Here is a 14,419-nt window from a genome sequence, read left to right as displayed (position 1 = left end):
ATTAGTTCATATTTAATTTTTCCCTGATCAGATCTATTTTATTGTCGCGGTAAAAAATATTCATCGTTTCGAAGGGTACCATTTTGTATTTATCGCTCACAATGTGCACACATGATTTTTTAACTGCACGTACATCAAAGTCCAGCGGGTCCATAAAATTCATGATAATGATCCGAAATAAATTGTCATAACTTAAACTATCTGATTTTACCCTGGGCAGGCAGCACATCAATTCGCCAAAGGTATCTTCGGCACAATCTACTGAAACACCTGTACTAAACAGGTTGAGCATATGTTCTTTCAATTTTTCATCGTGTTCAAAAACAATCGTATTTTTTGAATTGTTGAGCAAATCTTCTGGATTGATCAAATGCGTCATCGGGATCACCTCATCACCGATTTTTAAAGCATAAGCCATACATAATGCATCGGGGTTACATGGCACAGGGATTAAATCTTGTGGGGTAAAGGTTGGGTATTGCTCATAAATTTTTCTGCGTACCTCAGTTAAGGTGATTCTTCCCTGCTGATCATTATAATCATCATTTCTTCCGGCAACCTGAGTAGGCTGGAAAGTAACGCCACGAACACATTTCTGCTTTAATGCATAATCTAAAATATCGCCAATTTCATGATCATTCAACCCATTTTGCAAGGTTACCACCAAAGTAGTAGATACATTAAATTGATTTAAATGATCTATTGCTTTTCTCCTCACTTCGGTAAGATCTTCGCCCCTTAGTTTTGTTAATACTTCAGCGCTGAAACTATCAAACTGCAGGTAAATTTCAAAATCGGGCATATAAGTTGCCAGTTTTTCCACAAAATTAATATCCTTGGCAATCCTGATCCCGTTGGTATTCACCATCAGGTGTTTAATGGGTTTGGTTTTGGCAAGATCTAAAATCCTAAAGAACTCAGGATGTACCGTTGGCTCTCCGCCCGAAAGCTGAACCACATCGGGTTCGCCTTCGTTGGCTACTACAACATCCATCATGCGTTCTATTTCTTCCAAGGTTCTGTGCCTGCCATAACTTGGCGACGACATGGCATAACAAGTCGGACAGGCCAGGTTGCAACGATCAGTAACTTCTATTACCGTTAAACACGAATGCTGTTCATGATCAGTACACAAACCACAATCGTAAGGGCAACCGTAATGTACTTTGGTATTGAACTTAAGTGGCATTTCCGACTGTTTATTGTAATTCCTGATCTGTTTATAGTATTCAACATCATCAGCAATCATCACTTTACTATCACCGTGCGTTCTGCAGTTTTTCAACATAAACACTTTAGCATCCTGAAAAACAATTTTTGCATCGCAAAGCTGTAAACATTCCGGACAAAGGCTCTTGGTATAATCGTAGTATATATAATCTCTGGTATTGGCCATAGTGTTTACTTTTTAGCAGCTATTTGTTTAGAAATTCTGATGATGAATCTATAATAATAAATAAAAATAAACAATGCAGACCAATGAATACTGCTTAAATTTAAAAATAATGATTGATAAGGCTTAATAAATTCGATTAAGAAGCGAAATAGAAAATACAATACCATAAATAGTTTAAATCGATCGCCGTTAATCATTTCCACCAGTTTTAATCTGTTAAAAAGAAAAATTAACAGTAGGAGATAAATCATTTCATAGAGCATTATCGGGTGCCGAAGGATTCCGTCGCCCAAATCCATACCCATAAAAAAATGAGTGGGAACTCCATAAGTTGGTTCATCAATCCCCATGGAAAAGCAGCCGATACGGCCTATCATCAGTGCAACCAAAATCGGGATCACATAGATGTCTCCAGAAGCGATATTCACACCTATGATCTTTTTTATCAATTCGACACCGAACAAACCACCAAGTAAACCGCCAACAATGGTTTTACTTTGATATAAAATTGAAAACGTTAGGTGATTGATTACCTCTGGAGTTTCCAGTACAGCTACCACCCGAGATCCTATTAATGCGCCAAACATGGCTCCCAACATAATCCAAAGCCTGTTTTCGTCAGAAATCTGATCTACGATGCCTTTTTTATAATAGTAATAAAGCCTAACACCGATTATAAATGCGAGCGTTTCGAAAATATAGTGATAATGGTATTGGTTACCAAAAAGCTCGAATTGAAAAGGAAAAATTGAAAGGGTTTTTAGTAGCATTTATTTAAAAAAAAGTCTACAGAAAACTGGCAGATGATCAGAATAATACCTTTTATCCTTACTATCGGTTAAAACGGCAAACTTTTGCACCTTAAAACCTTTGTTTACAAAAATGTAGTCAATCCGGTCTTTCAAGTCGCTATCGAAATGAAAACCGTTAAAAGTACCTGCAGGACCATACGGTGGCTCTACCGAAATCTCTTTAGCATCGGTCAGAAAAGATTTGATGGTTGCAATGGCTTCAGTTTCGGGTGTTACATTTAAATCGCCTGTAAAAACAACCGGCAAAGCAGGTGCTATCTGCTGTATTTTTTGTTTCAATAATTTAGCTGATTCAATTCTTGCTTTCATCCCAATATGATCGTAATGGGTATTAAAAACGATAAATTCTTTATTATTTAACTTATCGTACAATTTAACCCAGCTGCATACACGGTTCAGCGCAGCATCCCAACCTTTTGATGGAACATCAGGAGTTTCTGACAACCAAAACGTTCCCCCATCTTTTTTAGTGAAACGGTCTTTATCAAAATAAACAGCAGAAAATTCTCCTTTTCTTTTCCCATCCTCACGGCCAACTCCTACCACATCGAAATTAGAATTTTCGAGCAATGCATCAAATTGTTCGGGCAAGGCTTCCTGTACGCACAGAATGTCGGCATCGTGAAATTTTACTAACGCTTTTACATTGTCTTTTCGGTTTGGCCAGGCGTTAACACCATCTGATGCCACATTTAAGCGGATGTTATAGGTAATGATATTAATTGGAACAGCTTTTTCCTGAGCAAAAGCCATAATGGTTAATAAAAGAAAAACAGGGATGATTTTTAAAGTATTCATAAACATAATTAAACCATTTAATTCATACAGGCTGGCAGGCAACCTCTAATTTTAAGCCGCTATTATACTAATTTAACGTTAATTATACTTTAATAACCGAATATCTTTTAAATCAGATCTTCATCTCTATAACTATAGTAGCGGTTATTGGCAAAAATCAGATGATCAACCACATACAGACTAAGCAAATTCCCCGAAGCAACCATATCCCTGGTCAACTTATCATCGCTTTCGCTTGGCTTTAAATTTCCTGAAGGATGGTTATGCGCTAAAACAACATTTGCTGCATTGTTTTCTAAAGCTGTTTTAAAAATAATTTTCGGATCGGCTACTGTACCTGCCTGCCCGCCTTTACTGATCAAAAATTTACCGATTACCCGGTTAGACCTGTTTAACAGTAATATCCAGAACTCTTCATGATTGAGATTAGCAAAGGTTTGATGTAAATATTTATAAACATCGTTAGAAGTAGTTACATGCGTAATCACCTCCTCTGTGGTTTCCTTTCGCCGCAAACCCAACTCTAAAGCGGCAATAATAGTTAATGCTTTGGCTTCTCCAATACCTTTAAACCTGGAAAGATCCAGAATAGAAGCTTTTCCTAGTTTTGTTAAATTGTTATCGTAAAAAGACAAAATCTTTTTACTTAAGTCGACAGCGGTTTCATTTTTACTTCCAGAGCCAATTAAAATAGCAATCAGTTCGGCATCTGTTAAATGTCTTCGGCCATGCAATAAAAGTTTTTCGCGTGGCCGATCCTCTTCAGCCCATAACTTTATCCCTACTTTCTGTTCGTAATTCTTCATTTTTTAGACAAAAAAAAGCATCCTAACTTTTGGTTAGGATGCCTTAATATCGTAAAAAAATTGGCTTATTTTAAACCATTAACGAATTTCGTTAATTTTGATTTGTTATTAGCCGCTTTGTTTTTGTGGATAATATTCTTTTTAGCTAAACGATCTAACATAGAGATTACTTTAGGCAATAAATCAGATGCAGATTTTTTATCTTCTGCAGCACGTAATCTTTTAATAAAGGTACGTGTAGTTTTTGCCTGATATCTGTTACGTAAACGTTTTGTTGCGTTTGCTCTAATTCTTTTTAATGAAGATTTATGATTTGCCATTTCTATTTAGCCTTTTATTTTTCTTATTCGTTTCCTATAATTCGGGTTGCAAATATAGGATTAATGTTTTTAAATTACAAAACACTTTCAACTTTTTTTTCATTAAAATTGAACCCTATTTCCGAACGGCAAAAATACGTTAAAATTATTCATTAATAATACTTTACCATAAATGAATAAAAATTCTTTTCGATAGAGAAAAAAGGCTTAAAAATACTATTTTTGGGCAAAACGATTTTGAGTGAAAAAAAGAATAGCCATCTTTGCATCAGGTTCTGGCTCTAATGCCCAAAAGCTGATGGAGCATTTTAAGCGGAGTAATGAAATAGAAATATCTTTGGTATTGACCAACAATGCCGATGCATATGTATTACAAAGAGCTGATAATTTTGAAATCCCCACTCATATTTTCGATAGGAATGAGTTCTACCACACAGATGAAGTAGTAGACTTGCTAAAAAATCTTGAAATCGATTTTATTGTACTGGCCGGCTTTCTTTGGCTGATTCCTAAAAGCCTGATCCACGCCTACCCGGGCAGAATTGTCAATATTCACCCTGCTATCCTTCCAAAATTTGGCGGAAAGGGCATGTATGGAGACCATGTACACCATGCGGTTATGTCTGCAGGCGAAACAGAAGGGGGAATAACCATTCATTATGTGGATGAAAACTATGACGAAGGTGAATACATTTACCAGGCCCGCTACAGAATAGACAAAAACGATAACCTGGAAATGGTAAAATTTAAAGGTCAGCAGCTAGAACACCAGCACTACCCACGTATTGTAGAAACTATTGTTAAAAAGATCAGCAAATAAATGATTCGACGCAGCCTTAATAAGGCTATTAAAATAAACTTTAGCATAGTCAACCAGACTGGCAACGCTACCTTATTATATATAGTGGAATAAAATTTAACATTGATCGGTAAATCTCATTAAAAAACAATCCTGTTTTACTACCTTTGCGGCTCAAAATTTTCAGTCGAATGAGTCAATCCATTAAAATCAAAAACGCTTTAATCTCAGTATATTATAAAGATGGTTTGGAGCCATTGGTAAAATTGTTAGCCGCACAAGGTGTACAATTATTTTCTACCGGTGGAACAGAACAATTCATCAAAGATTTAAACCTTCCTGTTACGGCGGTTGAAGATTTAACTGGTTATCCATCTATTTTAGGCGGACGTGTTAAAACCTTACACCCAAAAGTATTTGGCGGAATTTTAAACCGTAGAGCATTAGCTGGCGACCAGGAGCAGATTGCTGAATATGAAATCCCTGAGATTGACCTGGTTATTGTTGACTTATATCCATTTGAAGAAACTGTAAAAGCAGGCGGAACACCAGAAGAAATTATTGAGAAAATAGACATTGGTGGTATTTCCTTAATCCGTGCTGCTGCCAAAAACTTCAACGATGTGGTGATTATCGCATCAAAAAACGACTATCCTACTTTAGAAGCCCAATTGGCAGAACAAAATGGCGAAACTACTTTAGCACAGCGTAAAGCATTTGCTAAAAAAGCATTCCATACTTCTTCTCATTACGATACTGCAATTTTCAATTATTTCAATACTGAAGAGCCACTTGATGTTTTTAAACAGAGTGTAACTGAAGCTAAAACTTTACGTTATGGCGAAAACCCGCATCAGGGAGGTGTATTTTATGGCGATTTAGATGCCATGTTTACCAAACTTAACGGTAAAGAGCTTTCTTATAACAACCTGGTTGATGTGGACGCGGCTGTTGCTTTAATCGATGAATTTGAAGATCCGACTTTTGCGATATTAAAACACACCAATGCTTGTGGTATTGCCTCACGCCCTACCGTTAAACAAGCCTGGGTTGATGCTTTAGCCTGCGATCCTGTTTCAGCTTTCGGTGGCGTACTGATTACCAATGTGGAAGTTGACCTTGAGACAGCACAAGAAATTAATAACTTGTTTTTTGAGGTGTTGATTGCTCCTTCTTACCAGGCAGAAGCAGTTGAGCTGTTCAGCAAAAAGAAAAACCGCGTTATTTTACAACGCAACGAGGTTGAATTGAGTAAAAAACAATTTAAAACATTATTAAACGGTGTAATTGAGCAGGATAAAGATTTAATTATCGAAGGTCCGGAGCAAATGACAACCGTTACCGATAAAGCACCAACAGCACAAGAGCTAAAAGATCTGTTCTTTGCCAACAAAATTGTAAAACACACTAAGTCGAATACCATTGTTTTAGTTAAGGATGATGTTTTAATAGCAAGTGGTGTTGGCCAAACCTCACGTGTTGATGCCTTAAGACAAGCAATTGAAAAGGCTGCTTCATTTGGTTTCAGCGTTAAAGGTGCTGCAATGGCTTCTGATGCTTTCTTCCCTTTCCCGGATTGTGTTGAAATTGCTGCCGAAGCCGGAATTACTGCTGTTTTACAACCAGGCGGATCGATTAAAGATGCCGATTCTGTTGCAAAAGCAAACGAAAAAGGTATTGCCATGGTGACCACCGGTGTAAGACACTTTAAACACTAGAAAGGTAGAAGGTTGAGGGTTTAAAGGCGGAAGGTTTTTGTGCATTATCTTATAATAAAAACAGTTCACACCCAATTATTATAGGTTTTGATTTTCTAAACATTTTAATTGTCTCAAAAACAATTTAATAACTGAAGAAAATAAAACTTAAAACAATAAAAAAGCTATTTTTACATTAGGAATAGTATAGATTTGATAAAATAAAGAAAACATACCTTATACATGGGATTATTTAACTGGTTTACGCAAGAAGTTGCCATCGATTTAGGCACTGCGAATACCCTGATTATACATAACGACAAAGTAGTTGTAGATGAGCCATCTATCGTTGCTTTCGATCGTACTACAAACAAAGTCATTGCTATAGGTCGTCAGGCAATGCAAATGGAGGGTAAAACCCACGATAATATTAAAACAGTACGCCCATTAAAAGATGGTGTAATTGCCGATTTCAATGCTGCTGAGGCGATGATTAAAGGAATGATCCGTATGCTTAACGGTGGTAAAGGCTGGATGTTTCCTTCTTTACGTATGGTAATCTGTATCCCATCTGGTATTACTGAAGTAGAAAAACGTGCGGTACGCGACTCTGCAGAGATTGCCGGAGCAAAAGAGGTGTACCTGATTCATGAGCCAATGGCTGCTGCTGTTGGTATCGGTATCGATGTAGAAGAGCCAATGGGCAACATGATTATCGATATAGGTGGTGGTACTACTGAAATTGCGGTTATCGCTTTATCAGGTATTGTTTGCGATCAGTCTATCCGCGTTGCGGGAGATAATTTCGACTCTGACATTGTAAACTACATCCGCCGTCAACACAACATCATGATTGGCGACCGTACTGCTGAAAAAATTAAAATTGAAGTCGGTGCAGCTTTACCTGAGTTACAGGACGCTCCTGCCGATTTCGCGGTTCAGGGTCGTGATTTAATGACGGGTGTACCAAAACAGATCACCGTTTCTTATACCGAAATTGCACACTGTTTAGATAAGTCGATCTCTAAAATTGAAGAAGCGATTTTAAAAGCTTTAGAGATTACTCCTCCGGAACTTTCGGCAGATATTTACCAAACAGGTATTTACTTAACCGGTGGTGGTGCATTATTAAGAGGATTAGACAAACGCGTAGCAGCCAAAACTAAATTGCCTGTTCACGTTGCAGAAGATCCGCTTCGTGCAGTAGTTCGTGGTACTGGCATCGCCCTTAAAAATATTGGCGGATATAAATTCTTAATGCAATAAAACACGGAAAATGGAAGATGTATGATGGATGATGTATTGACTCCATTATACATTTCCCATCTTCCATTTTACCTAAAAATATGCGTAACCTTTGGATTTTCATCAGCAGATACAACGCATTTTTCTTATTTATCATTTTTTTTATCGTTGGCATCTATCTGACGGTGAAGAACAATTCCTATCAGCGGAGTGTAACCTTAAACTCAAGCAATGAGGTAGTTGGAACCGCTTACGAAAGGTTAAATATTTTTAAACGATATCTAAATCTGGGTGTGGTTAACGATAGCCTTGCAGCCGAAAATGCAAAGCTTAAAAGTAAGCTATTAAGCTTAACTACTGTAGATACAGCCAAAGATGTTAAAGTGGTAGATACGGTTACCAATCAACAATACACTTATCTGGCAGCCAAGGTGATTAAAAATTCGATCACTTTGCGCAATAACATCATGACCATTAATAAAGGTACAGTTGACGGGATTAAAAGTGGTATGGCGGTTATTGCGCCTCAACGCGGAGTAGTCGGTTTTATCCGTGATGTTTCTGCACATTTAGCCACCATCCAGTCATTATTACATAAAGACACCAAAATTAGTGTGACCTTGAAAAAGAATAATGCGCTTGGCTCATTGGTTTGGGGCGACGGAAATTTCGATATTAAAAAGGCATTTGTGAAAGAGGTCCCCAACCACATTAAAATGTATGTTGGCGATACGGTAGTGACTTCGGGTTTTGCATCATTTCCAAAAGGGATTTTGGTCGGTAGGATCAGCAAGGCAAATGTAGCCACGAATGATAATTTCTTATCTGCAGAATTAAATTTATTTACTGACTTTAGCACATTGCAATATGTATATGTAGTTAAAGATAAAAGTGCTGATGAGCAAAAAGCTTTAGAAAGCATCGCTAAACCGAATGAATAGTAGAATCATAATTGTAAATGTGATCAGGTGGTTTTTACTACTTTTTGTGCAGATATTTTTGCTCAAGAATATGGGATTTTACGACCTTTCCACGCCATTTATCTATGTGCTGTTTCTACTCTTGCTTCCATTCGGGATCCCAAATATATTGTTGTATTTACTGGCTTTTATCACAGGATTAACGCTTGATGCTTTTTATGATACCATGGGCGTGCATGCCACAGCTTGTGTTGTTCTGGCTTTTGTAAGGATTTCTTTTATCTCTATAAGTTTAAACCGCGACGCTATCGACGATCCGGAACCATCGTTAAGTTATATGGGTTTCCAGTGGTTTTCTCTTTATGCTTTCCTTTGCGTTATTGCACACCACCTGGTGCTGTTCTTTTTAGAAACATTTAGGCTAACCGAAATTGGTTATACCTTAATGAGATGCGGCTTAAGTTGTATCTTTACACTGCTTCTTATTTTATTGGTAGAGTTTATATTCTATAGAAGAACACCGCGCTAATGGATCAGTTATTTAACCGAAAATATATCGTTCAAGGATTATTTATTGTAATCGCCCTGATTTTATTAGGGAAGTTATTTTATATCCAGATTATTAGTGATAAGGCCTTCAGCTCCGCCGAAAGTAACGTATTGCGTAAAATTTACAAATACCCGGCCCGTGGTGCTATCCTCGACCGGAACATGAAAGTAATTGTGCAGAACGAACCCGTTTACGATTTAATGGTTACCCCAAACGAAGTTAAGCCCTTCGATACTTTGGCAATGGCCAATGCCCTTGAAATCACCATTGATGATGTACGTAAAAAACTAAAAAAAGCCAGGGCACAATCTTCTTATCAGGCTACATTTTTCGAAAGACAGATCTCAGTGCAGAGTTATGCACGCCTGCAGGAGATCATGTACCGTTTTCCGGGTTTCAGAACCCAGGATAGAACGATCAGGCATTACCCCGACAGTATTGCAGGGCAGCTGTTTGGTTATGTAAAAGAAGTAAGTCCTGATGACATTGAAAAATCGGAAGGGTATTATAAACCAGGCGATTTTATCGGTAAAAGTGGTTTAGAGCGTTCTTATGAAGATTTTTTAAGGGGCGAAAAGGGAGTGATCAATACATTATACGATGCCAAAAACATTGCCCAAGGCAGTTATGCCAATGGAAAATATGATATAAATGCCGTATCGGGAGATCGTTTAATTTCTTCTTTAGATATCAGAATCCAGCGTCTTGGCGAAGAACTGATGAAAAATAAGGTAGGGGCAATTGTTGCCATCGAACCTTCAACCGGAGAAATTCTGGCTTTTGTAAGTAGCCCGGGATACGATCCTAACCAATTGGTTGGTAAAGATTGGGGTAAAAACTACATGAGTTTGATTGCAAACCCTTACCGTCCGCAGATTGTAAGACCTATTGCAGGGCAATATTCACCTGGATCATCGTTTAAACCGGTTGATGCCCTGGTGGCATTGCAAGATGGCGCAATCGATCCAAATACGACCTTTTTCTGTCCGGGTTATTACATGGCCGGAAATCACAAAGTAAAGTGCGAGCACGTAGACGGAACCATTAATATGCAAAGGGGCATTGCCCGTTCCTGCAACACCTATTTTTGCCATGTTTTTCAAAACATCATCACCAAAAATGGCATGAAAAACCAGCGTCAAACCTACACACAATGGCACGAACAGATTGCAAAATGGGGTTTTGGCCAGAAACTGGGTATCGACATGCCTTTCGAAAAAAAGGGGATATTTTATCAGGCTGATCATTATGATAAAATTTATGGCAAACGCTGGGGTTACACCACCGTAATTTCGCAGGCCATTGGTCAGGGTGAAATTACGTCTACCCCATTGCAAATGGCAAACGTAATGGCGGCAATTGCCAACCGTGGCTATTACTTAAAGCCTCACTTAATTAAAGGTATCGGCGATAAAAATGTAGTGAAAAAAGAATACGTGGTTAAAAATTATGTGGGTGTGGATGAGAAATATTTCCCGATTGTAATTAATGGGATGCGGGATGCGGTAAACAGTCCGTGGGGAACAGCAAAAGAATCTCAGATCCCCAATATTGTGATGTGTGGTAAAACCGGAACCGTACAAAACCCACATGGTAAAAACCACTCGGTTTTTATCGGTTTTGCACCAATGGATAATCCTAAAATTGCTATTGCGGTGATTGTAGAAAATGGTGGTTTTGGTGGATCTTATGCTGCACCAATCTCGAGTTTTATGGTTGAAAAATATCTGACTGACAGTATTAAGCCACGTTCGAATGGCTATACTGTAAAAGCATTCTCTGAAACCAATCTTTTACCTGCATTAATCGATAAGACAAAAAAAGTTAAACCGACTAAACTAGATAGTTTAAAATTAAAGAAGGCAGATTCGCTGAAAAGGGTTAAAGACAGTTTAAAAATAAAACCATCAATATTAAAACAAACTGTTGCTAACAAGCCGACAGTAAATCAACCCATTGTAAATCATAAACCTGTAAAAAAATGATCCAGCAACAGGGAAATCGTTTCTTTTTTAATGTAGATTGGATTACTGTTTTAATCTACATTGCTTTATGCGCCATTGGGTTTATCAATGTTTATGCCTCCATTCCACATCACGAAGGTGCAACCACTTTCGATTTTGCAAGCAGTTACGGAAAACAGTTAATTTATGCAATTACCGGGCTGATATTGGGTTTATCGATTTTATTGTTCGACGGGAGGCTATTTAACGTATTTGCACCCTTTATTTACGGCGCTACCCTTTTTCTGCTGGTTGTGGTGCTCTTTGTAGGAAGGAATGTAGGTGGAAACCAGGCCTGGATACCCATAGGATCATTCAGGCTACAGCCTTCAGAGTTTGCCAAATTTGGTACAGCCTTACTTTTAGCCAGGTATGTGAGCACTTTCAATCCAAAATTCAGGGATATTAAATCAATTGTAATTGCCGGATTGATTGTAGTAGCACCACTTTTATTGATCATGCTGCAACCCGATACGGGTTCTGCACTGGTTTTCCTGGCCTTTATGTTCCCTTTATACCGGGAGGGCTTATCCGGCTATTTCCTGTTGATTTTCTTGGGGATGATTGTACTGTTTGTTGCCGATTTTCTGGTACCAACTTACATCCTGATTCTTATCCTAACTACTATTGGCGGACTTTTCATATACAATAACAGGCGAAAACAGAAAATCATTATTTCTACCGTACTGGTAACCATTATCGCCATTGCTTATTTATTTGTGGTTAAAATTGCCTACGAAAAAGTTTTGGCACCACATCAGCGTAGCCGTATTGAGTTGATGTTAGGCCTTAAAGCCGATAATAAGGGCGCGGGTTATAATGTAATCCAATCGCAGATTGCCATTGGTTCAGGCCAGGCAACCGGTCGCGGGTTTTTACAGGGTACCCAAACAAAATATGGTTATGTACCCGCTCAAAGTACCGACTTTATATTTTCTACTATTGGCGAAGAATGGGGCTTTGTAGGTTGTTCAGTTGTAATCGGCTTGTATATGTTTTTATTATTGAGATTGATCAATCTGGCAGAAAGGCAGCGGTCTACCTTCTCGAGGGTTTATGGCTACAGTGTGGCCTGCATCCTCTTTTTCCACGTATTCATCAATATCGGGATGACCATTGGTATTATTCCGGTAATCGGGATTCCGCTACCATTTATTAGCTATGGTGGTTCGTCATTATGGAGCTTTACGATCCTGGTGTTTATCTTTTTAAAGCTCGATTCTAACCGGATGGGATTTATTTAAGAGTCGGGGGTTCGAAGTCTTTAGTCCGGAGTCAATACCTGGAATGTTATCCGTGAGGTTATTTAAGGATTTTTGCCTCACATCATCAAAATAGGAGATATTGATATTTTTTGGAAAGCAAAACCTGTATTCAAATTATTGCCTGTTCCCGCTAAACGCTTTACTGCGTGTTCGCTTTTATCGGGTTTAGGTGGGCAATTCTGTGCTACTATTCTGGGTTAATAAACCCGACAAAAATGAAAATACTTTTTGGAGCAGCCATATTCATATTGGGCAGCACCTTTCGCAAAAAGATTGAAATGATGGCGGGGCTACAGCAGCCGTGAAACACTAAACTTTCATTTCCTAATCAAAAAAACAAAATTGTTTTTGTTCTTATCAGCATTAGAAACAAAGACGATGCCCTCGCGTAACGTCATCCTGAATTTATTTCAGAATCTGAATGAGTGATTCTGAATAGATTTTGTTACGACATTACGAATGCCAATCTCATGCATCCTCATTATAAACGAAGGCGATGCATAATAGATCCTGAAACTAAGTTCAGTATGACGACCAAATTAGTGATATAAGGAACGTAATATTACGCTATCCCAAACACTTATCGCCCCCCGACCTACTTACTAAACCTCCTATTAAGCAGCTCATAAAACTGATCAACAGTGGCTTGTTTATTGGCCCAGTTATTTTTCGCTGCATAATTGTGCTGCAGGTAACTATCTGCGGCTTCGAAGCTGTTCATCTTATTAATGATATCAATTACTTCCGAATAGGCCAGATTATATCCATTAAAAAGATCTTTGACAAAAAGTAACTTTTCATTTAAACTAATCGCCTGTTTTAAATCGGCGATAGGTGCTTTAACAGGCTCATTATTCTGGCTGTTTGTTTTGGCCAATAAGTCGTTTAAACTTGGAGCAGGCTTAGCTGCTTCGGGTTGTGGAGCTGGTTTTACAGGAACTGCTTCAGGGGTAAATAATGGACGCTCCTGCTCAACGGGCGGTGAAATAATTGGCTCATCCAGTTTCATATCCTTCAGTGCCTCAATAGGCTCATTAGCAGCAGCTACTGGCATAGGCTCTTCTACATAAGTAGCCATAACAGGCGCTTCATCCGCAATTATTTCAGGCGATTCTTCTTCATGTGGAATTAAAAAAGGCTCCGGACCAATTTCATCTTCTTCAGTTGGCAGAGGTTCCTCCTGAAGAGCTGAAGCTTCTTCCTTCTCATGAATTATTTTTTTACGTGCTAAAATCTCTGCTTCTTCTGTACTTAACGGACGATCGAAAATTTCTTCGACAGATTTTGCTTCATAATCGAACTGATCATTTTCATCATGTGTACCCAGTACAAACTCAAAAGTATGGTCGTCCTGGTCGGGTTTAAAGAAATCTTTATCCAAAATCGAAGTAGCTTTTTCTTCTTCAATCCTTTCATCGTCCAGTAGCTCCTGTTCAGGCTTTACATCCACACGTTCTTCCTCTTCCTCGGCTGTTACTACTTCTTCCAGTTCCTGCGGATCGAAACACTCATCATCTGCTGCATAATTTTTTTCAGCTTCTGGCAGTATAATGGTATTCTGTTCGGCTAATAACGTATGGTTTCCGGCTTCAGCTGGCTTATGTTCTGATGTAGCATTCAATTTTTTGACGATATTAACATGATCAGAAAGGAAATTGGCATTAGCGAGAAAAAGCTCCAGCTCCAAATCATTTAATTGTTGAGGATTTTGAGCTAAAAATTGGTATTGCTCATTTAATTCTGCTAAAATGCTGCCGATCTTTCTAAAAATATCCTGTTGGTTCATCATAAAATTAAAACGAAATTTT

13 protein-coding genes are annotated in these 14,419 nt (G+C 38.2%); 7 read left to right on the top strand and 6 right to left on the bottom strand.

What is annotated here, in order from left to right:
- Window position 1: 1 nt before the first annotated feature.
- The 5 genes from KYH19_RS02515 to rpsT all read right to left on the bottom strand — a co-directional run bounded on the left by KYH19_RS02515 (window position 2) and on the right by rpsT (window position 4,132).
- Window positions 2-1,396 carry a radical SAM protein gene (locus KYH19_RS02515; protein ID WP_219077444.1) on the bottom strand — a complete coding sequence of 465 codons (1,395 nt, stop codon included), beginning with the start codon at window positions 1,394-1,396 and terminating at the stop codon, window positions 2-4.
- Between the two features lie 5 nt (window positions 1,397-1,401).
- Window positions 1,402-2,166 carry a prolipoprotein diacylglyceryl transferase gene (locus KYH19_RS02510; RefSeq protein ID WP_219077443.1) on the bottom strand — a complete coding sequence of 255 codons (765 nt, stop codon included), beginning with the start codon at window positions 2,164-2,166 and terminating at the stop codon, window positions 1,402-1,404.
- Window positions 2,167-3,006, bottom strand: coding sequence for an endonuclease/exonuclease/phosphatase family protein (locus KYH19_RS02505; RefSeq protein ID WP_219077442.1), 840 nt, complete (start codon window positions 3,004-3,006; stop codon window positions 2,167-2,169). It abuts the gene before it with no gap.
- Between the two features lie 107 nt (window positions 3,007-3,113).
- Complete coding sequence (gene radC, locus KYH19_RS02500) at window positions 3,114-3,812, bottom strand: DNA repair protein RadC (protein ID WP_132394992.1); 699 nt, start codon at window positions 3,810-3,812, stop codon at window positions 3,114-3,116.
- A 65-nt stretch (window positions 3,813-3,877) separates the two neighbouring features.
- Window positions 3,878-4,132, bottom strand: coding sequence for a 30S ribosomal protein S20 (gene rpsT, locus KYH19_RS02495; protein ID WP_029277289.1), 255 nt, complete (start codon window positions 4,130-4,132; stop codon window positions 3,878-3,880).
- A 241-nt stretch (window positions 4,133-4,373) separates the two neighbouring features.
- Between rpsT and KYH19_RS02490 the strand changes: the two genes are divergently transcribed.
- The 7 genes from KYH19_RS02490 to rodA all read left to right on the top strand — a co-directional run bounded on the left by KYH19_RS02490 (window position 4,374) and on the right by rodA (window position 12,590).
- On the top strand, window positions 4,374-4,952 hold the full coding sequence (locus tag KYH19_RS02490) for a phosphoribosylglycinamide formyltransferase (RefSeq protein ID WP_219077441.1): 579 nt from the start codon (window positions 4,374-4,376) through the stop codon (window positions 4,950-4,952).
- A 170-nt stretch (window positions 4,953-5,122) separates the two neighbouring features.
- A complete protein-coding gene (gene purH, locus KYH19_RS02485) occupies window positions 5,123-6,649 on the top strand; it encodes a bifunctional phosphoribosylaminoimidazolecarboxamide formyltransferase/IMP cyclohydrolase (protein ID WP_219077440.1) in 1,527 nt (508 codons plus the stop codon).
- A 222-nt stretch (window positions 6,650-6,871) separates the two neighbouring features.
- Window positions 6,872-7,894 (top strand): rod shape-determining protein, encoded by a 1,023-nt coding sequence (locus tag KYH19_RS02480; RefSeq protein WP_010601761.1) that lies wholly within the window; start codon window positions 6,872-6,874, stop codon window positions 7,892-7,894.
- Window positions 7,895-7,974: 80 nt separating this feature from the next.
- Window positions 7,975-8,814, top strand: coding sequence for a rod shape-determining protein MreC (gene mreC / locus KYH19_RS02475; protein ID WP_219077439.1), 840 nt, complete (start codon window positions 7,975-7,977; stop codon window positions 8,812-8,814).
- Window positions 8,807-9,322 (top strand): rod shape-determining protein MreD, encoded by a 516-nt coding sequence (locus KYH19_RS02470; RefSeq protein ID WP_219077438.1) that lies wholly within the window; start codon window positions 8,807-8,809, stop codon window positions 9,320-9,322. Before mreC ends, KYH19_RS02470 begins: the two co-directional genes overlap by 8 nt.
- Complete coding sequence (gene mrdA, locus KYH19_RS02465; RefSeq protein ID WP_219077437.1) at window positions 9,322-11,328, top strand: penicillin-binding protein 2; 2,007 nt, start codon at window positions 9,322-9,324, stop codon at window positions 11,326-11,328. The genes KYH19_RS02470 and mrdA overlap by 1 nt, the downstream gene beginning before the upstream one ends.
- Window positions 11,325-12,590 carry a rod shape-determining protein RodA gene (gene rodA, locus KYH19_RS02460; RefSeq protein ID WP_132394998.1) on the top strand — a complete coding sequence of 422 codons (1,266 nt, stop codon included), beginning with the start codon at window positions 11,325-11,327 and terminating at the stop codon, window positions 12,588-12,590. Before mrdA ends, rodA begins: the two co-directional genes overlap by 4 nt.
- Before the next feature lie 616 nt (window positions 12,591-13,206).
- On the opposite strand, the gene KYH19_RS02455 is transcribed toward rodA, so the two are convergent.
- Window positions 13,207-14,400 (bottom strand): hypothetical protein, encoded by a 1,194-nt coding sequence (locus KYH19_RS02455; RefSeq protein WP_219077436.1) that lies wholly within the window; start codon window positions 14,398-14,400, stop codon window positions 13,207-13,209.
- Between the last annotated feature and the right edge of the window lie 19 nt (window positions 14,401-14,419).

It is taken from the genome of Pedobacter sp. D749 (genome assembly GCF_019317285.1).
Taxonomy (GTDB): Bacteria; Bacteroidota; Bacteroidia; order Sphingobacteriales; family Sphingobacteriaceae; genus Pedobacter.
Note: the sequence above shows the minus strand (reverse complement) of the source record. Positions and strands in the feature narration are given on the sequence as shown.